29 protein-coding genes are annotated in these 23,556 nt (G+C 43.7%); 5 read left to right on the top strand and 24 right to left on the bottom strand.

Annotated elements, in window-relative coordinates; genetic code table 11:
* Positions 1 to 136: 136 nt before the first annotated feature.
* From ACQ5BJ_RS00270 to ACQ5BJ_RS00245, 6 genes are all read right to left on the bottom strand, one after another.
* On the bottom strand, positions 137 to 1,018 hold the full coding sequence (locus ACQ5BJ_RS00270; protein ID WP_005549743.1) for a GNAT family N-acetyltransferase: 882 nt from the start codon (positions 1,016 to 1,018) through the stop codon (positions 137 to 139).
* A 156-nt stretch (positions 1,019 to 1,174) separates the two neighbouring features.
* On the bottom strand, positions 1,175 to 1,684 hold the full coding sequence (locus tag ACQ5BJ_RS00265) for an AAA family ATPase (RefSeq protein WP_005549744.1): 510 nt from the start codon (positions 1,682 to 1,684) through the stop codon (positions 1,175 to 1,177).
* 42 nt (positions 1,685 to 1,726) lie between these two features.
* Positions 1,727 to 1,873: a hypothetical protein gene (locus ACQ5BJ_RS00260; RefSeq protein WP_327194821.1), complete on the bottom strand. Its 147-nt coding sequence runs from the start codon at positions 1,871 to 1,873 to the stop codon at positions 1,727 to 1,729.
* 10 nt (positions 1,874 to 1,883) lie between these two features.
* Positions 1,884 to 2,060 (bottom strand): histidine phosphatase family protein, encoded by a 177-nt coding sequence (locus tag ACQ5BJ_RS00255; RefSeq protein ID WP_005549745.1) that lies wholly within the window; start codon positions 2,058 to 2,060, stop codon positions 1,884 to 1,886.
* A 151-nt stretch (positions 2,061 to 2,211) separates the two neighbouring features.
* Positions 2,212 to 3,123: a PhzF family phenazine biosynthesis isomerase gene (locus ACQ5BJ_RS00250; protein ID WP_430107753.1), complete on the bottom strand. Its 912-nt coding sequence runs from the start codon at positions 3,121 to 3,123 to the stop codon at positions 2,212 to 2,214.
* Between the two features lie 152 nt (positions 3,124 to 3,275).
* The gene (locus tag ACQ5BJ_RS00245; RefSeq protein ID WP_005549747.1) at positions 3,276 to 3,698 is read right to left on the bottom strand and encodes a hypothetical protein; all 423 of its coding nucleotides are present in this window, start codon (positions 3,696 to 3,698) and stop codon (positions 3,276 to 3,278) included.
* A gap of 230 nt (positions 3,699 to 3,928) precedes the next feature.
* On the opposite strand from ACQ5BJ_RS00245, the gene ACQ5BJ_RS00240 reads away from it, so the two are divergent.
* A complete protein-coding gene (locus ACQ5BJ_RS00240) occupies positions 3,929 to 4,528 on the top strand; it encodes an undecaprenyl-diphosphatase (RefSeq protein ID WP_430107750.1) in 600 nt (199 codons plus the stop codon).
* 121 nt (positions 4,529 to 4,649) lie between these two features.
* Here ACQ5BJ_RS00240 and ACQ5BJ_RS00235 read toward each other — a convergent pair whose 3' ends face one another.
* Together ACQ5BJ_RS00235 and ACQ5BJ_RS00230 are read right to left on the bottom strand one after the other, a co-directional pair.
* On the bottom strand, positions 4,650 to 5,015 hold the full coding sequence (locus tag ACQ5BJ_RS00235; protein WP_412070980.1) for a DUF1634 domain-containing protein: 366 nt from the start codon (positions 5,013 to 5,015) through the stop codon (positions 4,650 to 4,652).
* A gap of 37 nt (positions 5,016 to 5,052) precedes the next feature.
* Positions 5,053 to 5,934, bottom strand: coding sequence for a sulfite exporter TauE/SafE family protein (locus ACQ5BJ_RS00230; RefSeq protein ID WP_430107747.1), 882 nt, complete (start codon positions 5,932 to 5,934; stop codon positions 5,053 to 5,055).
* Between the two features lie 109 nt (positions 5,935 to 6,043).
* Between ACQ5BJ_RS00230 and ACQ5BJ_RS00225 the strand changes: the two genes are divergently transcribed.
* On the top strand, positions 6,044 to 6,499 hold the full coding sequence (locus tag ACQ5BJ_RS00225) for an Lrp/AsnC family transcriptional regulator (protein WP_005549754.1): 456 nt from the start codon (positions 6,044 to 6,046) through the stop codon (positions 6,497 to 6,499).
* Between the two features lie 174 nt (positions 6,500 to 6,673).
* Here ACQ5BJ_RS00225 and ACQ5BJ_RS00220 read toward each other — a convergent pair whose 3' ends face one another.
* From ACQ5BJ_RS00220 to ACQ5BJ_RS00145, 16 genes are all read right to left on the bottom strand, one after another.
* Positions 6,674 to 7,171: a GNAT family N-acetyltransferase gene (locus ACQ5BJ_RS00220; protein WP_430107743.1), complete on the bottom strand. Its 498-nt coding sequence runs from the start codon at positions 7,169 to 7,171 to the stop codon at positions 6,674 to 6,676.
* A gap of 77 nt (positions 7,172 to 7,248) precedes the next feature.
* Positions 7,249 to 7,872 (bottom strand): bis(5'-nucleosyl)-tetraphosphatase (symmetrical) YqeK, encoded by a 624-nt coding sequence (gene yqeK, locus ACQ5BJ_RS00215; RefSeq protein ID WP_430107740.1) that lies wholly within the window; start codon positions 7,870 to 7,872, stop codon positions 7,249 to 7,251.
* A gap of 283 nt (positions 7,873 to 8,155) precedes the next feature.
* A complete protein-coding gene (locus ACQ5BJ_RS00210; RefSeq protein ID WP_430107738.1) occupies positions 8,156 to 10,102 on the bottom strand; it encodes a TOMM precursor leader peptide-binding protein in 1,947 nt (648 codons plus the stop codon).
* Positions 10,099 to 11,616, bottom strand: coding sequence for a hypothetical protein (locus ACQ5BJ_RS00205; RefSeq protein ID WP_268619847.1), 1,518 nt, complete (start codon positions 11,614 to 11,616; stop codon positions 10,099 to 10,101). The genes ACQ5BJ_RS00210 and ACQ5BJ_RS00205 overlap by 4 nt, the downstream gene beginning before the upstream one ends.
* Positions 11,617 to 11,970: 354 nt before the next feature.
* The gene (locus tag ACQ5BJ_RS00200; RefSeq protein ID WP_005549762.1) at positions 11,971 to 12,705 is read right to left on the bottom strand and encodes a hypothetical protein; all 735 of its coding nucleotides are present in this window, start codon (positions 12,703 to 12,705) and stop codon (positions 11,971 to 11,973) included.
* Positions 12,706 to 12,770: 65 nt separating this feature from the next.
* Positions 12,771 to 13,235 carry a VOC family protein gene (locus tag ACQ5BJ_RS00195; protein ID WP_268619848.1) on the bottom strand — a complete coding sequence of 155 codons (465 nt, stop codon included), beginning with the start codon at positions 13,233 to 13,235 and terminating at the stop codon, positions 12,771 to 12,773.
* Between the two features lie 95 nt (positions 13,236 to 13,330).
* A complete protein-coding gene (locus ACQ5BJ_RS00190) occupies positions 13,331 to 14,200 on the bottom strand; it encodes a GNAT family N-acetyltransferase (protein WP_430107734.1) in 870 nt (289 codons plus the stop codon).
* Between the two features lie 132 nt (positions 14,201 to 14,332).
* A complete protein-coding gene (locus ACQ5BJ_RS00185; RefSeq protein ID WP_430107731.1) occupies positions 14,333 to 14,899 on the bottom strand; it encodes a GNAT family N-acetyltransferase in 567 nt (188 codons plus the stop codon).
* Complete coding sequence (locus ACQ5BJ_RS00180; protein ID WP_268619851.1) at positions 14,872 to 15,012, bottom strand: hypothetical protein; 141 nt, start codon at positions 15,010 to 15,012, stop codon at positions 14,872 to 14,874. Before ACQ5BJ_RS00180 ends, ACQ5BJ_RS00185 begins: the two co-directional genes overlap by 28 nt.
* 172 nt (positions 15,013 to 15,184) lie before the next feature.
* On the bottom strand, positions 15,185 to 15,658 hold the full coding sequence (locus ACQ5BJ_RS00175) for a GNAT family N-acetyltransferase (protein WP_005549770.1): 474 nt from the start codon (positions 15,656 to 15,658) through the stop codon (positions 15,185 to 15,187).
* A gap of 34 nt (positions 15,659 to 15,692) precedes the next feature.
* Positions 15,693 to 16,112 carry a GNAT family N-acetyltransferase gene (locus ACQ5BJ_RS00170; protein ID WP_005549772.1) on the bottom strand — a complete coding sequence of 140 codons (420 nt, stop codon included), beginning with the start codon at positions 16,110 to 16,112 and terminating at the stop codon, positions 15,693 to 15,695.
* 255 nt (positions 16,113 to 16,367) lie between these two features.
* A complete protein-coding gene (gene corA / locus ACQ5BJ_RS00165; protein WP_430107728.1) occupies positions 16,368 to 17,321 on the bottom strand; it encodes a magnesium/cobalt transporter CorA in 954 nt (317 codons plus the stop codon).
* Positions 17,322 to 17,781: 460 nt separating this feature from the next.
* Positions 17,782 to 18,726 carry a 5'-nucleotidase gene (locus tag ACQ5BJ_RS00160; protein WP_262866795.1) on the bottom strand — a complete coding sequence of 315 codons (945 nt, stop codon included), beginning with the start codon at positions 18,724 to 18,726 and terminating at the stop codon, positions 17,782 to 17,784.
* A gap of 21 nt (positions 18,727 to 18,747) precedes the next feature.
* Positions 18,748 to 19,176, bottom strand: a complete 429-nt coding sequence (locus ACQ5BJ_RS00155) for a hypothetical protein (RefSeq protein WP_005549780.1) — start codon at positions 19,174 to 19,176, stop codon at positions 18,748 to 18,750.
* The gene (locus ACQ5BJ_RS00150; protein ID WP_005549781.1) at positions 19,158 to 19,445 is read right to left on the bottom strand and encodes a hypothetical protein; all 288 of its coding nucleotides are present in this window, start codon (positions 19,443 to 19,445) and stop codon (positions 19,158 to 19,160) included. Before ACQ5BJ_RS00150 ends, ACQ5BJ_RS00155 begins: the two co-directional genes overlap by 19 nt.
* A 97-nt stretch (positions 19,446 to 19,542) precedes the next feature.
* Positions 19,543 to 19,902, bottom strand: coding sequence for a VOC family protein (locus tag ACQ5BJ_RS00145; protein WP_430107725.1), 360 nt, complete (start codon positions 19,900 to 19,902; stop codon positions 19,543 to 19,545).
* A gap of 248 nt (positions 19,903 to 20,150) precedes the next feature.
* Here ACQ5BJ_RS00145 and ACQ5BJ_RS00140 point away from each other — a divergent pair, with 248 nt between their 5' ends.
* From ACQ5BJ_RS00140 to ACQ5BJ_RS00130, 3 genes are all read left to right on the top strand, one after another.
* The gene (locus ACQ5BJ_RS00140; protein WP_262866796.1) at positions 20,151 to 21,233 is read left to right on the top strand and encodes an ankyrin repeat domain-containing protein; all 1,083 of its coding nucleotides are present in this window, start codon (positions 20,151 to 20,153) and stop codon (positions 21,231 to 21,233) included.
* A 420-nt stretch (positions 21,234 to 21,653) separates the two neighbouring features.
* Positions 21,654 to 21,995 carry a DUF485 domain-containing protein gene (locus tag ACQ5BJ_RS00135; RefSeq protein ID WP_430107721.1) on the top strand — a complete coding sequence of 114 codons (342 nt, stop codon included), beginning with the start codon at positions 21,654 to 21,656 and terminating at the stop codon, positions 21,993 to 21,995.
* Between the two features lie 3 nt (positions 21,996 to 21,998).
* Positions 21,999 to 23,546, top strand: coding sequence for a solute symporter family protein (locus ACQ5BJ_RS00130; protein WP_005549786.1), 1,548 nt, complete (start codon positions 21,999 to 22,001; stop codon positions 23,544 to 23,546).
* The last annotated feature ends 10 nt before the right edge of the window (positions 23,547 to 23,556 follow it).

Here is a 23,556-nt window from a genome sequence, read left to right as displayed (position 1 = left end):
GGCAACCAAAATTCGCCGACAGAGCCGCCACACGTTAAATGAAGCCCCGTTCTCAATTAAGGTGAGACTTTCGCTTGCTCATTGTCCTTCTCGCAATCTCTTTCACTTTATTATTCATGTGACAAGTCCTGCTTCATTACGCCTGCGCGATTTTTGGGAGCTTTATGTGATCAAGAGATTGAAGACGATTCGGCAAAATGAATAAATTATCATCTGATGCTTCTGGATACTCGACCCTAAATCCACCTTGCTCAGGATGAAATTGATAGTACACCCGTTCCGTCTGTTCTGTAGCAATCCGATGTACAAGTTGCGAAAGATCAATTTGCTTAGGGGACAGGACATCGTACAGTTGTATCGAATTTCCATCTTGCATAAAAATAACGACTGCATCTAATTCTTCAATGAAATACAGATGATCCTCAAACACATGCAAGCAATACCAAGAGAAGATTCCTTCTGCATGAATAGCGTCGCACGTCGAACATCTTACGTTCCGTGAAGCATAGTATCGCATGACAAGCTCCCAATCCTGTACCTCTGTTACGTTTAGCTTCCGCATGTGAGGACGATGGTCGAGTGCCACTTGCGTATTTATCACCGAGTAGAACTCCGGTTCTTGTACTTTACGAAAACCAAACTTCGGGTAGAAATCGAGAACCGTTCGATTCGCATATAAGTACATAAAGCTGCATTTTTGCTGATATTCTTCGATTACGATTTCCATTAGCTTTCTCGACAGTCCTTGATTCCGATACGCTTCATCCGTCATGACCGTGCCAATCATAATGGCTTCGTGAATTTCATTGTTCACAATGATATCCATTACATTCACTGAGACATTCGCAATGACTCTATCTCCATCGGCATAGGAATAACAAATATACCGATCATTCCAGCATCCTCGCTGATACCAATCTTCAAACTGAATGCCGAATGATCGCTGCGCCAATTCATTGAAGCTTACACGGTATTTATCGATGTCTTTATAATCCTTAATAAATACGAGTTCATTCATAATAACGCTCCCTCATCGCCTTGTTCATTTACCGGCTACTTATACTAGGTGACGCTCCGATCTGATATCCAGCATACCTTTCTCACACGAAGAGATCCCTTCTTCCACAGATCCTAGGTGTTCAATATTCTCCTCCCAAGTAGAAACTGTTGGAAATTAAAGCGCTCGCCTTTCAATCGTATTCAGCAATGCACGGTTGTTGGCAATAATCACTCTCTTGCGATCATATTCATCAGTTAACTTCATAATGGCAGGAAGACTCTTCGCAAAATAATCCTTGTTCCAGACAAACAGCATCGTATATAAATTATGCAGTGTTTGCTTATAGTTGGCTGATTCAATTCCGAGCCTTGTTCGCACAAATCTGCGCACGACCCTAAATTGAGTTGCCAGCTTATTCGGTTTAATAATGACGATAATATCTGCTTGCCGAAAGCTATCCATCCCCCACTTGTAATGAACGCCTTCGATAAGCCACGAGTCCTGCTGCAATATGTCCATCAGGAGTGCGTCTCTGACCTCGACTGGATTTCGATGCTGTTCCTCCTCTGTACGATTCCATACGAGATTATCAAGCTCATAATACGGAACACTGTATTTCCTGGATAATTCCTTGGCTATGTATGTCTTTCCACTGCCGCAAGGGCCAATGATGCGAATTTTCAAGTCTCCCCACCTTCTTTCTTTTAAGTGGTTCCTATGGTTTTTCTATCTAGCATCAGGTACATTGTTCTGCCACAGCCTTGTGACTCCGCGCATTCGCATGCCCTCAAGCTCAAGCTTATAAATATCCGGCATTGTCGTGGAGCCCCAGAACTCGAATCCGTAGGCAGGATCAAAATCATTCATCATCAAGGTCATAATGTCACCATGTGTCCCGAGCATATGGGCTAGATGCAAAAACACCAATTGGCATATGGCGCAGCAACTCGACGATCTTCATCGCATCTTGTTCCCCAACGGCTGAAATTCCCCTTGAGCGCTCTTGCCCTTCGATATATGGTGATTCACAATGTCTTACAAAATAAAGTGTAGTCGTCACATCCACCCACCTCATTTGCAAATGCAAGTTTAGACTATGCCAATCGCTCATAACACTCCCCTTACACGACAGAACCCGACCAAAAAAGCGAGTTTTCAGTCGGGTTACGTGGGGTCTTGTTGCGTTCTATCACATTCCACTATTATACACTTCAATTATCAATAAAGGTAGAAGGTTCATGTTCAACCTCAATTTTCTGAACGAATACCGCTGTTCCTTCAATAAAGACCTCTATCCGATCCTCATTTCTCATAGCTCGAACTTTCACTCTGCCATCTCGATCGATTTCTTGTCCTTGCTCAATGTAGAAATCAGCAGCGTCCTGATCGGTTCGCATGTATTGTAAATAGTAGGCCCCCATAACGCCAGAAGCCGTGCCTGTTACAGGATCTTCTTCCATACCCGAATATGGAGAGGAGAAGTGTCTGCCGTGCATAAACGATTCTGAATGATAAGTCTCCATACAGAATGGATGCACAGACGCACACGGGAACTCAGTCATTATACTTGGGAACATTGCATTCATGGGTTTCATGGTCTTACACTTTTCAAGACTCTTGATCGGTACGAGCAAAGTCCATACGCCTGTACTCCCATAGACAATAGGTGTGGTCATGTCGATATCTTCCGCCTGCAGTCCAATTGCTTCCGCTAATCGGGCGATATTGCCTTGAAACGGAATAAATTCCGAGCTGTTTTGCTTCATTTTAATGAATAATTGCCCTTCATGAAGCGTGAATTCGATCGGTAATATACCTGCTTTCGTCTCTATGTTAATGTGTGTCTTCTCTCCGAAAAATCCTTTCGAATGCAAAAAGTACAGCGAAGCAATGGTAGCATGGCCGCATAAATTCATTTCTTGGCCAGGCGTAAAATATCGCAATCTAACATCTGCTTGATCCGAATGAAGAATGAATGTCGTTTCATTAAATCCGACCTGTTTCGCGGTTCGCTGCATATCTTGTTCGCTTAATCCATCTGCATCGAGTACAATGCCAGCTGGATTTCCCTTATGTGGAATCGTAGAGAATGCATCATAGTGAAGTACAGTGATTGTGCTCATCGTTTTCCTGCCTTTCCCCCATTGATATGAACACCCTGTGTAGAATCATTTTACCATCATTCTTATACAAAACAGCCTCTAGTCTCCTGCTCCTCATCCCCTGCACCAATTGCTTTTTCTCAGAAAAGTCTTTTTCGCGTGCCTATAAAGAGTTAATCGATATCATAGATTAGCCATTTCGAATCCGAATCTTTCCCTTTAATAAATACATACTGTGACGTGATAAAATCATCGTCATTCAACATATCATCAGCTAAGAGAAGAACTTGATATGCCTTTTTCTGTTCCTGAATATGAATTGGAGCATGCAGCTTCACCGTTTTCAATTGATAGGTCGGCATGCCTATTATCGGACTATTTGGTGCAAACAACTTCATATATTCCTTCTCATTTCCATCATGCAAATACTCCATTCGTTTGTTAATCAACTGTACAATCTCGCGTTCATCCCGATTCAAATTCTTTGTTTCCAAATACATGGGCTCAGACTTGGATTTGCAGCCTTGAAGCAGGAGAAGAATCATGACGATACACAAAGTCTGCATGACGATTGCGTTTCTTCTGAATCGCCTCATTTATCCAACACTCCTTAGTTGCGATTTGTTCAACATTTTCATTTTGAATTCTTAACTCATTTGCATCATTTATGATCTGTCACGTGATGACTGTGCGCCAATTATGATAAGATTTTAATCTAATATTAAGAATTTATTAAGGAGCAATTAAAGCCCTCTCTCTATACTAAGCATATTAGATGAATCCTACATCTATCATTTTATCGAAGTTGCAAGGAGGAAGAGTATACGTGTCATTATCACAACTTAATATTGAGATGTTTCGGGGAATCAATGATTTAGGCAAGCAGTTCTCATTTCTAAATCCGTCTGTCGTATTCATAGCTGAATATACGCTGTATATGTTAGCGGCTTGCATGTTGCTTTTTTGGTTCACACGTACAACATCCAATCGCATGATGGTTCTTCAAGCTGGATTTGCCTTCATTTTGGCAGAGATTATAGGGAAAGCAGTCAGCATGCTCCACTCGCATCATCAACCGTTCGCCGTACTGCCCCAGGTGAGCAAGCTGATTAACCACGCAATCGATAATTCTTTTCCGAGCGATCATACGATCTTATTTTTCTCCGTATGTGTATCGTTCTGGCTTATGCGCAAAAGAGCGGGCTGGGTGTGGCTCGTGTTGGCGGGTTGTGTAGCGATATCACGTGTATGGGTTGGCGTGCATTATCCGGTGGATATTGCGGCAGGCGCTGTCATTGGTATTGTTTCGGCTCTTATTGTGTACTGGTCGTCAACTAGATTTACTTGGCTGTCACGCTTGCTTGACATGTATGAGAATATGGAACAGCGTGTACTTCCAACGAAGAATAAATCGAAAAATATGTAATGATATGTGAAAAGGGACGCACCCATTTTAGAAAATGATGAAATGGCGCGTCCCTTCTGTTATTTTAGTCGTGAATAGCTTGCTTCGAGCGAGTGAACAGTAAACATAAAAATATTCCGCATCATCCTGTACTGCCAATGAAGAAACTGGCGATTAAAATCAAAAACACGATCAGGGTTATCCCAACGTACAAATAATCTTGTTCATGCATAAATACAAAAATAGAGATAAAGACGCGGAGCACGGGTGTAGCAATGAGCATCAACAGTCCTGTCAGGATAATCGCATATGATTTCAGAGACAATAGACCATCGTAGATTCCATTCAGGCTTGTTGGGAACGTATTCGCTGGATAACCGCTCTCTCCAGAAATCAAGAATAACAGCAAACCGGTAAGGATAACCGCAGCACTAGCCAGTACGCCGACCCGGAGCCACTTACTAACGACAATCTCTACTGCCTCCGATTTATTATTCCGCTGCAGCAGTCTCTCTTCCTGTTGTAGCTTACCTTCTCGTTGCAGCTCACTCATAGAATCCCCCCACTCCCTGTACAATCATCTGTATGGCCACATATGCCAATACCGGAATGAACCATTTGCGTATCGTTTTGCTCTTCATCTTCTGCATCATTCTCGCACCAGCCGTTGCCCCCACAAGGACACCCAACGCCACCGGAGCCGAAATTGCCGGATCGATATCTCCCCTGAATAAGTAGACTCCAGCACTTGCTGCACCCGTAACGCCCATCATGAAGTTGCTCGTCGCACTGGATACCTTGAGCGGGAGCTTCATGAAGACGTCCATCGCCATCACTTTAAAACTGCCGCTGCCGATGCCAAGCAGGCCTGATATGACCCCTGCACCATACATGACGCCAAATCCACCATATACATTATCCACCTTATACGCAACCGTTTGATTCAAGGCCTTATCGTAATATTCGCCCTGCAAGCACAGCTTTTCAGCAACCGGATGCATAGTTACATCCTGCGGCAGCTCATCATTTCGCTTTTTAAGCATAGTCCCCGCCGAATAAAGCAGCAGCAGTCCGAAAATGATATACAACACAGTTGGCGCCATAATCCCGCCTAAAAATGCCCCGGTTATCGCTCCTACTGTTGTAGCAACCTCCAGAAACATGCCAACTCGCACGTTCGTAATCCGATCCCGGATATAGGCGATTGCCGCACCGCTGGAAGTTGCGATAACCGAAATAATGCTCGCACCGATCGCTGTTTTAATATCCACTCCGAACAACAAAGTTAAGGCAGGCGTTACTATGATTCCACCCCCTAAACCAAGCACTGCCCCCACGATTCCAGCCAGTACGGAGATCAACAAAATTTCTACTGCTAGTAAAGACAACTCCCTCTCCCCTTCCGCGCCATGTTCTTCCACATACATATGTATACATCATTTTTTACATTCGATCAATAGATTGCATCATTAACTTTACATTGTATGTGGTATAATGGTTTCAACAGGACTAGTACAAGTCGAAAGGGCTGATCGAATGCAGTTCCGGAATTTAGACGAGATCGACACGCGGATTTTGCAGTTGTTATCCGAAAATGGACGATTAAGCAATGCGGAGCTTGGACGAATGGTCAACTTGACCCGAGCGGCGGTGCGCGAACGAGTTCATCAATTGATGGAGGATGGAATTATTGACCGCTTCACCATAGTCGTCAATCCGTTAAAGGCAGGAAAAACCTTGTCGATGTATTTCGATATCGAGGTGGATTGGATGAAGCTGCAGCATGTCGTGGAACAGCTTAGAATGGCCGAGGAAATTACGAATGTGTATCAAATGAGCGGAAAACCGCATCTGCATGTGCATGCACTGCTAGACGATCCTGAGCATGCCGAGCAATGCCTGAAAAAACTTCAGGAGATAGAAGGCATCACTTCCGTCACCAGTGAGGTACTCATTGCGCGGCATAAAGAAAGAGGCGGACTATTGATCTAATCAAGTCTAGTCTAGCATTAAAAAAATATCTAACAAAAAGCCCGCTAGGACGTATGGCTTGTGTGAGTATCAGCCATTCGTCAAGCGGGCTATTTCATTTGAATGCTCCTCTATTCCCTTCCTCTAAGGATCGCATGAGTGATATTGAATTGCTTACGTGACGAATCCTCTCTTCTACCGAAGCACATTGGAAAAGCTATGAATCGGACCGTCCCAGCCTTCTTCTCGAATCTCTTTAAAGTTATCGTTCGTGTACGCTGCAATCACCTTTCTCCAGAAATGCTGCGCAGGCACGTTCTCCTCCATTTGGCTGACCTTCCAGTTTCCTCGGAACTGATCAAATAAAGCCGTTGCCGCATACCTGCCTACACCGGAACGCCTATATTTTTTCATGACGAAAAATTCTGCCATGGAATAAACCGCACAATTATCTTCATCTGTTCCCAGTTTTCTTATGAGCGCCAATCCCGCAAGCTTTCCCTCTACACGGAAGAAAAACGGATATCTCCCTTCTTCCGTCCAGTAATGATCCAGATACATATATTCATATAGACCGTTTTCATTGACATCCTCTGGATCAAATTCACTAAAATCATATTTATACAGCTCCAGCAAATTGCGCAGCGTAGATTTTTGCTCGTACTCGACCTGATGCAGCGTTACCATGCTCATGCATTGCTCTCCTTTTTTGGACAGTGACTCTTCCAACTTCTCCCCCTGATCGTTCAGAATCACTCCACATTACGATTTCATTCCTGATTCAGCTTTTCGTTTAATTGTTCGTAAGCAGCCGCAAGCCAAGGATGAACAACCTTTAATGTATCCTTCCGTTCCCATAAATATTGAATGTAGGCGAACGCTGCATGTTCCAATGATTTTTTTAGATTATGATGCAGTTCCTTAAGATAAGGAGGAGTGCCTTGCTGATCCCAAGCAATTTTGTCTGCTACAAATAATACAAGATCAAGTTGAGTCGCATTGGCTCGCAGCGTTGTATGACAGCCTACTGCATCCAGCACTTCATTATCTGTAATGCCAAATATGTCCCGCGCCATCACTTTGGATAGCTTTTGATGGATAATCATCGGGAACTGCTCTTCTTCAGGTAGTATCTCAATGCCAAGCTGCCTTGCTGCATGAATTCGTTCAGAATTCGGAAACACGGCACTAACATCGTGCAGCCAGCCAGCAATTTCAGCTTGGTCAGGATCTGAACCATATCTAAGTGCAATTCTTCTAGCCTCAGTTCCAACATCAATATTGTGATCTGCAGTGTAATGACAGTCATTTGATGACAAAAAAAGATGCATATCCCGTTTCAGATTCCCTGCATACGCTACGTGCTGTGTAAGCTTATGAAATATAGGATGCAATGTGATACGCCGCCTTCTTCTTTGTATAATATTTTTCCTGCTTCATTATGAAATGAATGGACACATGCTTTCACCCTCCCACATACACGAGAGAACAATCCTTGTTAAGAATAAAGATACGAATTCCTAGAAACTCCCAACCAAACCTAGTAGATTTGGTAGCAACCGTGGGTTTGCGGGGTAATCTTTATTTTACATCTGTGTTCAATACATTTCTAGCCTCGTCTGCCCTAAGAAATTTAGGGAGCATTCATGGTCACATTTGTATGAGTAACGACTCTATTTATGGAAATGGATGCGGATAAGGATTTAGTTCCTCAGGCGCAAGCCTGCGATTGACATATCCTAATTTCATTGGTACGTCGAGCACCCTATCTATCCCTTCTAGCCGGCGAAGATGATGACCGAATGTCATCGGGAGCATTCCCGGAATCAACACCTTTACGCAATGTAAGCCATTGCGGAGTGTCTCGCTGGACGATTGATCGACGACAATGACGTCCAACTGAAGCTGACGGAAAATGTCAACAACTCTCTTTACATCCTCCGTTAAGTCGGTGTTCAATTCCATTGCAGGAAATTCATCAGCAAATGAACGCACAGGCCGACCCTCATCAGCTATAAGAAATTGAAGTCTTGCCGCTGCCTCTGGCAAGCAATACAGTAAGGCGTGATCTTCCATTTGCAGTACTTCATACGAATCTCTGTACATGGAATGAGCTTCGGAACTGCGTTCTTTCCAACGATTTGTTACCATAAGGATCATCCCTGAAAGCTCATACACAGCACTCTTCGCCGCTCGCACAGGGTCAAGATGAGCTCCTGCAGCACAGACCAAGCTAACTTCGTGTTCAGGCTTCCCTTTTGCAATCGCCCAGATGCTCGGAATTCCATTCTCGGTTGTAGTATTGTATAAGTGCACTTCATACCCTAAGACTGCCTTGATCCGGTGAATCATTAACAGTAGCTCCTGATCTCCAGAAGTGTATGGATCAAGCCTAGGACATGGAAGCTTGGCATACCAGGCCATTAAGAAGGAATCACGTTCGACGACTTCAAATATTCCGTACAGCATCGCCTCTTCCAGACTACCGCCTACTGCACAACCATTAGAGGTTTCATATACGAAGCTCCCTTCATTACCCAAGCTATAATAAGCTAGCAGATGTGGAACCAGAATCGGACGCTCCTGCAAGAACGAATAACCCCATACCCATTCAATGGAGTTATCTGGATCAAATGGGACAAACGGAAAATATTCCTGTTCATATTGCACTTTCGCATGAAGTCCCACCGTTGTAGGGTTCAGAGCAACTTCCTTTAGTCGGCTATAACTGTCGAATATAACAGGACGCTTGCTTCGCGGAGAGATGCCGCAATACCGCTCTAAACCCTCTAATACAGCTGTAAGCTGACTACTTGCAAAGGAGTGGGAACGTCCTCCTGTTACCTCATCATAATAACCTAGCGGGAGATTCACGACTGCATCCGCAAATATAGAGGAAAGAAACAGTTCTACCTTATTAAATATTCCGGATCGACGATCCAAATAATCGTTGAACAGAACCTTCTGCAAATCGTTCATGGAACGACATCGAAAGCTGTTCCCTACCTTAAAAGATGGCTTAAACATAATCCATGCTGATTCTGGAGAATCATCTGGAAGCGATCCGCACACTGGGCAAGCACCATTGGGACAAATATAATGCAGCGAAGTATCCAAGCTCCGAAGGTTCATAATATACACGTGCCCCTCTGTGAATACCTTTTTCCCATTCAATATGTTCGCTGTCTCTTCCTCTATAAGTAAAGCCATAGAACGATATGCTGCCGTATCGATCCTAGGAGCATCCTGTGGAATATAGTCCGGAGAAACGAGCATCATGAGCATATCTTTACCCGGACTGCGACTGCTGCCTGCTAGCGATAACCTTGTGGCAGCGCATTGAAAGCAACCTGCTGAATCAGATCGGGTCAGCGGACCTATGATTCCTTCCTCTTCAGATATATAGGCTGGAAACCATGGAATTTCTAGCGGCTTCACCTTCTCATTCACTTCCAGCAGCAAGCCTAGGTTTTCCTGTTCTTGAAGCACTATCGCGATACTTGCCTTTGGCATATCTTCATTGATATTCCCTATTCGCGCTACCGTCCATTCGCTGTGTTCCTGCAGCCGGGTATACACGATATCCGCAAGCGTTCCTTTTCCAATGATAAGGACTGCACTCATGAAGACTCCTCCTCTCTGCGCACTGCCCCATAGATAAAGAACGGCTCTGAACCGAGGAAAGAACTGCAATGTAAATCATATACCTCTATGCAAGCATCGGCTTGCAACAACACGTGCCGAATCATCGAATTCCAATGTTCAAGCGGAGTTGGATAAGGGATACTAGGAATGACAAGAGAATGCCCCCATTTTCTGTCTTCACTCTGCACGAGAAATAGATCGGAAGCGAGGCCTTCCTTTTTGTTCAACGCCATCTGGAGTGTGTGACGAAGAGCCAGCGTGATTTCGGCATCAGTTCCGCCATACCATACATTGTCCGAATATACCCACATCACCGGGCATCCAAGCAGCGGCTCGCTTACAAATATAAGAGGCTCACCCCTTAATAAGCTAAGCGCTTGCATATCATATTGACATCTGGCATCTTCTATTTGTACATGTTCCACTCTGGTAACAGTAATAGGGTTCGAGTGTACTCGGCTTTGTTCTATTCGTTTTTCGAATTGTTTCATTAAGACTGCCCTTAATCCCCGTCCAACCGCTTCGGATGCATGAGTGCCTGCTCCTATTCCGACATTCGCACGCTGATCCGAACTCAACGTGGGGAATTGCAAGGGAAGCAGTCGCTCCGTAATAGCTTCCAGCCCTGCAAGTCCAGATTCACGCCTTGCCTCCTCATGTGTCAATCCGCTGCACACGATTTTGGTCAGCAGAATCGCATCATCCTCTGATAACGGATCAACCGGCTGAACCGAGCATTGTGCCAACGGAAGCTGAATCAGATCAGCTTCCTCCCATGCATGAAAAACTCCGTTAATCGAAGAAGTCAAGCGTTCGAAGCTCGTATACCAACCATTAGTAGATTTCTTATCTGCTAGAGCATCATTAGCAGCTATGACTTGTTTCAAATCAGGTATGCGGCTTGCTGGCTTTATTCGTTGTGCAAGTTCAAAAAAATGCTGACGTATAGAATGCCAGCTCCCTGTTAATGTCGCCGGATTGAAAATATAGCATTGATCTCTGCAGGCTGGTTCTTCGCCCTCAGTTGCTTCTAAATGCCACTCATGGATAATCAGATTTGCAAGGAATGCAAGTGCCCTGTTCGAGATATTGTGTACCTGGGTATTTTCTAAAAACACTGTCGGATGCAGACTTCGCCATGCTGCTTCCGGTCGTACTTCCTCACCTGGTTGCAACAGCGGCCCTATTAATCCTGCTCCCCTGTAAATTGCTGCCGGAACTAGCTGTTTCCCTTCAACCACACAAGCATCTTGAATATCGCTGAGCTCTTGCAAATGATCAAGCTGAGCTACATATAAAATAAATTGGTACGGTCGAATCAGACTTCTCCAATTCGGTTCAGGTTGCTGTTTAGCATTGTAGGGCTCCCCAAATATCTTCTCAGCTTCATATACCGTGATTGCGGGATAACCAGCATCATACCAGGCCTCGATCAAAGTGTGCAGAAATGAACCAGAACCGATTGCGAGCACCTTGTCTTCTTGCTTTGACACGCAGTTCCCCCCTTCCCCCCTGATGTCCAAACTGATACAGCACCCCTGTATATCGTAACTCCATCATAAATATCATTGTTAACGTATGACGATGACAGCGTTACTATGACTTTCGCACTTTCCAACCTTATCCACAAAAAAGAGCTGTCTCATGTCATATTTGTCATGACAGGGACAGCTTTCTTGCAGGCACATAGCCTTTGAACCTCTTAGTCCATTTATCATTTCATCCCATTTGGATGAGCTTCATCCAGTCGCTGGAATACAGTCCACATTACATTTCATTATGGTCCTCCTGCAATTCGAGCAAATTTACAAATTAATCAATCTAGGTCATAACATTGGAATAGTTCATTACCAAATTTTGATTTCCCTCTTCAATTCGTCAATAGAATGAAGCTGCTTGAGTTTATCATGCTCAATATGAAGAATTGCCGTCTTAGTCATCTCGTTTTGCTGAGTCTTTTCCGTAGAGGCTGCTCTTACGATCACATCTATCGGGTTAGAGGTTTTCACCATATCATTTATGACCACACGCAGCTGAGTCAAAAAAGGATCACCTATATCGACAGTCTTTAATCGGATAGACAATTCAGGGATATCCTTGGGCTTCACGGGAATACGTACCCCATACTGATCCTTCTCGCTGCTAATTCCCTCTGTAAGCGATAAGGCATAATAAGCGTATTCAACCTGTATGGTGTCGATGTCCTCAAGTTGGAATAGATCAGGATACCTCTGCTTCAGTTCATGCCGAATCTGCTCAGACCAATATACAAGGCTGTAATCATCCTGCAATCGCCTTCCCACGTAAAGACCCTGTTCATCAAAATCACGTTCGTCTTCTACATGAATGATCACTTTGTCCGGATCCATCACGTTAAAAACCTTCGCAGTATACACTTTAAACTTGAAATTATAAAAGCTACCTGCTGCAACAGCATCCATATTATACTTTTGTTTCATGTATTCGATTGCTTCCCGCTTAACTTCTGCATGTTTCCAAGGCAAGCCTTCTAGTTCTGAATAGATGTAAAATCCAAAGGATGCAACCAAGACAACCGCCACAGAAAAGATCATCTTTTTCATGCAACACCTCGCAAGGCAAACTACTTCAACGATTAAGCAATGAAAGCAGTTTGCTCATTTTTTACTCACATCATGCTTCGATTCCTGAAAGGTGCATATCCTTCCTTAACCTCATCCACTGGATCCCATTTCGACCATGCCGCTTCAAGCATATTTCCTTCATTGTCTCGAAAATAAAAGTATTTGGCTTCGCCTTCACCCAATGTATAAAGCTCCTGCACCGCGACTCCATTCTCTTTCAAATAAGAATGCGCATATTCAATGTCCGGACATTGAAGTGCCATAATCGGAAATGGACTCCCATTTCTGCTGATCTCTAGTCTATGTTCATCTTCCGTTTCAATTAACAGCAAGGCAATAGAATGCATATGCGGGTGATGCATAACCGCAAGGAATGAACCTCGATCTTCAAATTTGTTCATTAACATAAATTCCAAGTTTTTTGAATACCACGCGATAGATTCATCCAGTCTTGATGTCGGAACATATACGTACCCGATTCGTGTAAATGCAAACTGTGCAGCGCTCATAATCCGCCCTCCTTATTCGTTTCCTTCAGTATGTAACAATGATTGCGGTCTCTCTACTTTCATTTTCTTAATTCGTCTAGGATGCTCTCCAACTGCTATCCAAATATTTGTGCTGCAATTCCGTACAAGGTATTATTCCTCGCAGGCAACTGCTCTGCATTCTGAATCATGACTGGAGGATGAGTCTCCCTCGTAAAGCCAGCTTGCTCCAACAGTCGGATAAACCCAGGCTGCTCCTCAGGCACATCAATGCGAAGCAGCTTGCCCTGGTTGGATTCGGCTAAGAAGTGAATCACGGCCGCAGCCGCTTTCTGCTGAAGCGCTATAACCGGCCCTAACACAACATATTTCGGCCCTTTTACAGCTAATCCATATCCTAGCAGATTTCCTTCTGAATCCTGCACGATCACGCTTTGTTTTGCCTGCTTCATTCGAGCAGCAAGGAATATCTCTCTATCCGCGCCGATTGCTGCTTGATCCAGCTCTCGAACCAAGTTGAAGTGCTCCTCTTGCATAGGCAGCACCCGACACTGTGATTTGTTGCCAATTAGAATAGAAGAATTGCAGTTCGTGCACACAAGCTTATTTACATATGTAACCGTATGATAACCTAAGCCCTCATATAACGGCTTCCCTTCTTCCGTCGCAATCAGCATGATGGTGTCGTTATGACCGACTGCATTCATACAGGCTTGGACAACCGCTTTTCCTAACCCTAAGCCTCTGTACCGACTATCTACGATAACCATGCCGATTGTAGATAATCCAGATCGATAAGGAAGGATTGCAGCACTTGATATAATCTCGCCTTGATCATTGCGATGCCCCCATACCGTACCAGCTGACATGATCGTCTGAATATCGTGCTCATCATAATCCCAACCGATAGATGCGGACAGGTGAATAAGTCCTTGTGTATCATTGGAATGAAATTGTTCTGCGGCCATTGCCTGAATCGGAATCATCCTATATATCACCTTTCTATTTAACCCAAGTTAGAAATAAAAGAACCCAGCTCTCCAAGATCATTGTTCTCTAGGGCTGGGTCGTAGTTGGGAAATTAAATATTTCATTATGATACATACAAATACCTTTTACTAAATTCTTTTCCCTTCATATTCGATCTTGAATGAGCGGCACGATGGATATTCATATTCATGCTTTAACATTCCCATTATAATCAAGGATTCATAGCCATCTTTCGTCCGTATACATTCACGTAGCATTCCTTCTACTTGAAATCCGGCGCTTTCATATACATGCTTCGCTCGCAAATTATGCTCCTTCACATCCAACCATAGGCGGTGGGCATTTACTATTTCAAACACAAAATGTGTAAGCAAACGGATTGCTTCTTTGCCGTATCCTCTTCCCTTATCGACAATATTGATCCGAACCAGCTCAACAGAGCGATGCGAGTTTAGCAAACCAGCCAATATGATATATCCGACCTTCTGACTATCCTTTGTATGTATGATGAAATGAAGGGTATCATCGCTTTGTATCGTATCAACATGCTTTTCCCGCGGCCATACTATAACATACTTGCTGTTCTCGGGATCTTTTTCAGCGGTTAATACGAAATCCAGATCTTCTTCTCTAGTTCTACTCAATTGGATATGTTCAGATGCAATGACTATAGTAGAGATAAATTTCTGTTCCATTGATTTTCAACCACCTTTTTAAGACCTGTACGTGCAGCTACAATTCTATCTTTCAATAGATGATATAGATAAGCAATGGTATTGGCGGCAGTATGCTCATCCCCTTCTTCCATAGGGAAATCCTCATCTCATCAACCGCATCCTCCATGCCACTATCGTTGCCGATTGAGATATCTCCAACTTGAAATTCGAATACTTTCTTCGTATCGAATATCAACGAGGGGGTACCGCTAAAATGTTTAATTGTTAATCTAACAAAACTGAATTACTCCGCTCTCCGTCGCATTAACTCAGAATAGTATCAAAGCACATCTTGTAAAATTCGTGCCTTCCTCCGTTCGTCTCCTGCTCGAATGTGTCAACAATCTTGAAGCCAGCTTGTTCATAGACCCTAATTGCTCTTTTGTTAAAGGATGCCACCGACAATGTGAACTTCTGCGGTGCATACTTCTCTCGAGCATAGTCAAGTCCTGCCTGAATAAAATCGTTTCCGATGCCTCGTCCAGTTAAATCAGGCCGCATTCCTAATCCGATATCAACTGTATCCGCTGACGTCATATGAAACGTATAAAATCCAACAAGTTCCTCATTTTGCAACACAACATAATGTGTACAACCACGCTGTTCAGCATCGAGAAATTCTTTTAAATCGTCCTCATCCGCCATAATGTCGTAAAATGAGTATATTCCAGAATAATGCCAGTTATATGCGATTTCTTCCGCCTGTGTTTGAGTCATTTGCCGAAAGTGAAAACTCATCGGTGCTCATCCTCTCTTCTGTTCCCCGTACTCTTCACGTTAATATGCACAAAAACCGCTCCACACCCGGATATTTTTCTCCAAGACTCGTAATATCAAAGCCTGCTTTCTGATAGAATCCAACTGCATCACGATCCGTTTCTGCCTCAAGTTTGCCGATATTGCTGCTTTGCATGAATTCATTGATCATGAATTGTCCAATTCCTTGACCTCGAAGGTGCTGTTTCACAGCAATATGGCGCAAGACGGCCCCTCCATTTTTTACGATGGATATCCCTATAAGCCCGACCAACTCTTCCTGATAGAATTGGCCAAACAATTGTAATGAAGGATCGGTTCGGTATCTCTCAACCTGTCGATTTATTTTGTCATCATCAGGATACATACATTCTGCCAGCAATTCACGAACGCGATTCTGATCGGGATAGTCTATTACATTCACAAGTGCTTTCAAGTTACTTCCTCCGTGTTGATTGATTATGTATAAAAAACTTGCTAGTTATTCTCCAGCATTCGCCCTTGCCCTTTTCTTGAAGCACTGCATCGCAGACAGGAGGCACTGCCACATATTTGATGCCCCTAGGCTATAATTGGTTTCCTATTCCTAAATAATTCACTACATCTAGGTAAATGTTATGATGAGCGTTGGCAAGCCTTCTCAATGGAACCATGCATCGGAATGCGAAGACCAGATGTGTAACCCTTCTTCTCAATCAAACCAGCCTTTTCTTTTGAACCAGGCATACATTCCAATACCACCGACAATGAGAACTCCCAGAACGATAAAATAACCCCATTGCCAATGAAGTTCAGGCATGTTATCAAAATTCATGCCGTATATCCCGACAACGAATGTAAGAGGCATGAAAATGGTCGTTATTACAGTCAACGTCTTCATAATCGTATTCATGCGATTGGAATTTAAGGACATATAACTGTCTCGCATATCTGCAGTCATCTCGCGATTCGATTCGATCATTTCAGACAGCTTCAGCAAATGATCATAAATATCTGTAAAGTAGAGCAAATGACTCTGCACGCCTTCAATACGCTCGGAATTAATGATTCGGTACAACAAATCCCGCATCGGCACTATCGTTTTTCGCAGCTTCAGCAGCTTGGATCTGATTTCAAATATATCGTCCATTAAGCTCTGGATGGAGTCCTTCCCTTCATTGGATTCAATATCAGACAATTGATCTTCAAGCTGATATGCCGCCGGGAAATATTGATCGACCAACTTGTCGATTACCAAATGAGCCGCATACACATGTCCGGCTTCGAACAGTTGCTGCTTCTCCGCAATGCGATTCCATGCGTCGTCGATTTCCTTGGAAGGATTCAAATGAAACGTTACGATGAAATTATCTCCCCAAAATAAATCCACCTCTTCTGCCGCTAATGTATGGGGATGCAGCGAATGCAGAACAAAAAAATGAGTATTTTCATAATGATCAACTTTCGGGCGCTGCAGCAAATGATGTAAGCAATCTTCGACGGCTAGTGTGTGGAAATGAAAATACTGCTCCAGCAGCCTCGCTTCCTCAGGTGAAGGTTCATTGAAGTCTACCCAATACCACTTTGGTTGTATATGCTCAAGTTCTTCTAAGTTTATATCTCGCCTTAATTCCATCTTATCCGTTACAGCCAAAATACGAAGCATATTTGCATCGATCCCTTCAAGTTAGGTAAATGACATGCAGTCGATAAAAATAGGATCTTCTGTAGTTAGTATGCCAGAACTATTACGTATAAATCGGGCATCCATTCAGTCGATATGCCTTCCATATCTTTGGAAAGCTGAAATACAGTCTCATTCTGCGATTTGTTCGCAATAGCTTGTACCGATTCGACCCCTATGCCAAGCGGCGTTCAAACCTACGCTCTTCAATAAATTCACTGGCACATACGGTTCACCATTAAAATGCTCAGATGTCCGGAAATATGGCATACTCGCCTGCAATGCGATGCTGTTCAATTTTCACTGTTTCAAACTATCGCCTTATCTGATTATGCATCTGTTCATTCTCGGAAACATGAGCGCAAACAACCCACTTCTAGCAATCAGCGAAAGGTGGGTTGAAGTAAGAAGCTGGAACATAGTATATAAATAGAGATAGACCTTACATACTGGTTTGCTTAGTTTCTGCATTTCTTACACCGAACGGGACATGCACGGAAGGCGCAATTCTCGCAACTCCTTCGATATGCCCGACCTGATCATCGAAAAAGATGTGAGGTTTAAAAATTTTCAGTACCCGCTCCTTCTCTACCCCACCTAAGAAAAAGGCTTCATCAATCCGGATATCCAACTTCCTGAGTGTGGAAATGACCCGTTCATGCGCAGGCGCATTCCGCGCCGTTGCGATGGCGACTCTTATTTTCGGACGATATTTTGGATTCTCGATTCTTCGATTGATTTCTCTTCGTTGAAGCTTGGATATTTCGAGAAAGAAGCGAAGCAGCGGGCCAGGTGGCAACGGCTCCCCCGCCATTAGCTGTTCATGCTGATGAAATAATCCTATTGCCCCCTGCTGGTACACCGCTTCAGCCGAATCGTCTGCAATAATTCCGTCGAAATCAAATGCGATACGGAGCTCTTCATCTTCGTCATCATCAACGAAATCAGTAGGATACACGCAGCCCGCTGGCAACCCCAACCCGACGGCATGCTTCACATCATCTTTATTGCCAGACAAAAAGAGCGACGCATTAAAAGCATCCATATAAACAAACGGATCATTTCCAGTGACGAACACTGCCCGCGTAATAGGCAGACCATAGTGCTCTATTGATTTGAATACGCGCAGGCCGGTATCCGGATCATTGCGTGACAACAGAACGACCTCTACTGCTTGATCGCCGATATCCGTACCGTTCAGACCGAGCAATCTCTTAATAAGTGGGAAAGCTACTCCCTTATCAAGCACCCGCTTCTCATGCTCACGTTGGTACTTCCGATATTCCTCTTCCCCGTGTTCTTGAAAGACAGCATCCGATTCTGTCAAATCAAACAACGCGCTCGATGCTACAGCAACTACAAATTTATCTTGGATGTGATATCCCATGTGATTATCCTTCCTCTAGTTTTACTCTTGTATTTGACTCAAATGTTCACGCATTTTCTCCCCAATGATCTCATAGAACGAGACGATATTATCTTCTGGGCCGTTCACGATTCGTTTGAATGCTTTCGAGATTGGACTGGCCTTCGCACCTTGAGCATCCAGCAAATACCCGCCTTCTACCGCTTCCCAGTTGCAAAGTTCCCCCAGCTCGATTCTCATCACTTCTCCAACATAGGTGCCCCATATCGCGGCTATCGACCACACCTCTCGATCGAGCGGCTTGATCATATCTGGCTGACTCGCATAATCATTAGCATAATTGTCCAATATGTCCTCAACGCGATGTACGCTCTCGCTGCTGAAGTCCAGCGTATGACCCATCGATGCGGCTATCTGAATTGCCATTTTCGTGTGATGAACGACCATTTCATTCAAGCTGTATGTTTCCATGTTGTTTCCCTCCAATATATCCTCGTTGTCGTTATTCTCTGTCTTATCATCAACTTACTTGCCCAGCTCCGTGTACTTGTTAGAGTAGCGTTATCTGCATAAGGAGGCTTCAATTCCGGTATATAAGCCCTTTGCTCCTTCGATGCGTTCCAATCCGGTAGAAATTCCAAAATAGCAGGCTGCTGCGTTAATGCACAAATAGCATCCACATCTTCCATTCGATACTCACGCAGCAATATGTCGCCACAATCAATTGTTAACTCTGTCATCCCCGTCAGCACTCTCCTGATGATGTAATGTCGCTCCCCTAGAAGGGAGATTGCCATTCTTATATTGTGTAATCGCTTCCCGAACCGGATAACTCAATTATGAATGATTGGTATGTGCCAAAATATTTACAAGCTTCCCGAAGGGATCTCGAACATAAAAGCGTCTTACTCCCCAAGGCTCATCTGCAGGCCCATACTCGATTGAAAAACCGGCACGTTCCATGTTCATCAGCACAACATCGACATCATCCACTTCGATCGATAAATCCGGCACAGGCGTATCTGACCCTCCTTGTGATGCGATACTCATCTGAACACTCATTTGAGCATCATTTCCATAGGTAGCAATCCAACCGTGATTCATCAGCAGATTCAGCCCTAATATTTCCTCATAGAAATGTTTGGCATCCAACAGATTCGATGCTGCAATATTCGCCACGATTCGTTTAACCGCCATAAATCCCTCCATCACAAGAGATCAATTTTACAACTGAAATATCCCTGGCTATTCCATGAACTTCCTGTATTGAGTGTACTTTACACTCATACGAAAGTATATACTTTCCTGATTTGTTCGGGGGAAAATCACAATACCTTTATGCGGTGGTATCAATCGAAACCTGTTGTTCAATTCACTCTCCACCATCTATACTGGAAAGAAGTAGACAAAAGAAGTAGATTCCTTACACGATCGGAGTTGATGAGATGTTTAAGCTAAAGGATATTGGAACCTTTACGTCGCTGCCTGAGCTTGCTATGCACATCTATGAAGGCAATCTATCAGCGCTGCGCGATGCCATTGCACAAGGCTGGGATATGGAACAAGAGATCAGAATAAGCCAATATACGACTGTGATCCCGCTAGAACTAGCCATAATTATGGAACAATTCGAGGTAATTAAATTGCTTATCGAGCACGGGGTGAATTTGAATCACAAGAAGGAACCGTCCTTCCTGCTAGCTGTTCGCTATTGCGAAGAAGAGATCATAAGATACGTCGTAGCACATGGAGCCAAAATCGATGCTCTGGATCATCTTAAGAGCAATGCCTATGTACAAGCTTATTACGGAAAAAAACACAACCTCCCGCTCATCCATGAGCTTGGCTTAGATGCTGCCAAATATGGCGGTTACACACTACGCAAAGCCGTTGACGCTCGTGATTGGCGCACGATTGAATTTATGCTTCAGCATGGAGTGGATATCAATTTCAATAAGCCGGATATGGTCTACCCGTATTGTTCTACCCCTTTAACCGCTGCTGCACGAAATGGCGATTTAATGATGGTTCGATACTTGGTTGAACATGGAGCGGACGTGTGTATATGTGAAAAAGGCGGTGATCGTGCCTATACGATTGCTGTGCAAAATAAAGATAGCGCTATGGCCGAGTATTTAAAGTCATTGGAGCCTGCAGAATTTCATAGCATTGAAAATAAAAGATTGGCATTGAAGAGCTATAAGCTGCCGCAAAACCTTATTGATTTTCTAATAGGAGACAAGCTGCGAATCGAATTGCCTGACAACGACTACGAAATCGGCTACATTGAGTTCTTCCCTTTTACGGAAACGATTGAAATGAAAGCAGGCAGGAAGAAATTGCTGCGTCTCTCCGCGGGCGTGGATAACTATACTTCGATTCTCCTTGTCTGGAATCCAAAGACGAAATGCATCGGCTACTATGATGAGGAGCATCAGGAATACGGCGATGTATGCAGTTTCGAGGATTTTCTTGCACTGCCTGAGCTGTATCTAACCAAGATTGTGGAGGGTGAATTGGTGACATGAAGCAGTACTTCTAATTTTAGAGTCATACATACGGTATATAAGAACCAGATTAGCAAGGTCTTGAAATATCGAGAGCTTCTTTATTTTATATCTCTAAAGTTAGGTGCTGCCTTCTATAACAGTCTTCCACTACATTTGCCTAATCGCCGTACACACCATATTGCCAAATATTCGAATGTCCTCAAATAATCATAACCTACAGGATTAGCGCCTCAGATTTGACTGATTAAAGATACAAACAAATTTATATCTTTACAACTTTAACGGTTATAGTATAATGTTTTCGAATTGTATTTTTCACAAGTTGTTCACATTTCAATTAAAGGTGGTGGCCGCTAACAACTGTATGGCACAGCATCTTTTGTAAGCGCTTCGTTTTTGTACGATGCAGGTATACTCATTGAATGAGAGGGATTGCTGATGGCAAATAAAACGTTAACCGCCGAGCACTCGAGGCAGGAATTAACTCCCGAACAATACTCATCCATTGCGAAGTCAGATAACTTCAGAAAGCTGATTCGAACCAAGAAAAACTTCATTATTCCTTTCACAATCTTCTTCCTTTGCTTCTATTTCGCCTTACCGATCCTTACATCCTACACGGACATCTTGAATTATTCCTTTTACGGCAGTATTACATGGGCTTGGGTCTTTGCCTTTCTGCAATTTGTGATGACCTGGGCATTTTGTATGATTTACTACAAAAAGGCTTCTACATTTGATAAAGCCTCCGACCAAATAATTGTTGAGAAAGGGAGGTAGACCATGAATACTGCTGCATTTCTTATGTTTTTGGCCATCGTTGCCTTGACACTCGTTATTACATATTGGGCTTCGAAAAAGAGTAAATCTGCAAGTGAATTCTATACAGCCGGAGGCGGCTTGACCGGATGGCAGAACGGGATGGCAATTGCCGGGGACTATATGTCAGCAGCTTCGTTCTTAGGGATTGCGGGGTCGATTGCGTTAGCAGGATTTGATGGATTTTTCTACAGTATCGGCTTCCTTGTTGCTTACTTAGTCGTACTCTTCTTAGTCGCAGAACCTTTACGAAATTTAGGGAAATATACGTTTGCCGATATGATTGCAGCTCGCTTCAAAACGACAAAAATTCGCGGATTCGCTGCGTTTAATACCATTGCCATATCCATCTTCTATATGATTGCACAGCTTGTAGGTGCAGGAGCCTTGATCAAGCTGCTTCTCGGTATTGATTTTGCAACCTCCGTCATCATCGTAGGTATTCTTATGACCGTCTACGTCACGTTTGGCGGAATGCACGCAACGAGCTGGGTACAGATTGTCAAAGCAATTCTGCTTATGGGCGGAACGTTTCTGATCTCGATTCTCGTGCTATACAAATTCAACTGGAGCCTCACAGGCATGTTCGATCATGTCAAGGATGCAACGCCACTCAAAGAGAACTTCCTTAATCCTGGCGTTAAATATAAAGATGGTCTTGATACACTGTCTTTGACGATGGGATTAGTACTTGGAACCGCAGGCCTTCCTCATATTCTTGTCCGCTTCTTTACGGTTAAAAATGCGAAAATAGCTCGCAGCTCTGTTGTATACGCAACTTGGATTATCGGTATTTTCTATGTGATGACGATATTCCTGGGTTTTGGCGCTGCTGCATTCGTTGGAAATGGTGATATTACCGCTGCGGATAAAGCAGGGAACATGGCTGCACCGCTCCTCGCAAAAGCACTGGGCGGCAATATGCTATTTGCATTTATTTCTGCTGTTGCCTTCGCAACTATTCTCGCCGTTGTAGCTGGACTTGTACTTACCGCCGCTGCTGCCTTCTCCCATGACTTCTACAATCAAATCTTAAGAAAAGGGCAAGCGACAGAGAAGCAGCAAGTCAATATGGCACGTTATGCTGCCATCGGGATATCTGTTATTTCTATTATTCTAGCCTTATTTGCACAAAACCTTAATGTTGCATTCCTCGTATCGCTAGCGTTTGCCGTTGCTGCGAGTGCAAACCTGCCTGTTATTTTATATACAATATTCTGGAAACGTTTTAATACGAATGGCGCGATCTGGGCCATGATGGTTGGTCTGATCGCCTCCGTAGGACTCGTTCTCGTCAGTCCGAACGTATTTCATCCTGAAGCTGGAAAAGCAATCTTTGTTGGTAACGCGCTTTATCCGCTTACGACTCCAGGTATTGTATCCATTCCGCTCGGTTTCATCGCTGGTTACATCGGTACCATGCTGTCGAGTAAAACAGGAAAAGCAGACAATCAAGTTGAATTCGATGAAATTCTCGTACGCTCCAATACAGGAATCAATACCACGATGTGACCCTAAGTTT

The sequence above is a fragment of the Paenibacillus sp. B1-35 genome, assembly GCF_050474385.1.
GTDB classification, from domain to species: Bacteria; Bacillota; Bacilli; order Paenibacillales; family Paenibacillaceae; genus Paenibacillus_B; species Paenibacillus_B alvei.
This window is presented reverse-complemented; position numbering and strand designations above follow the sequence as displayed.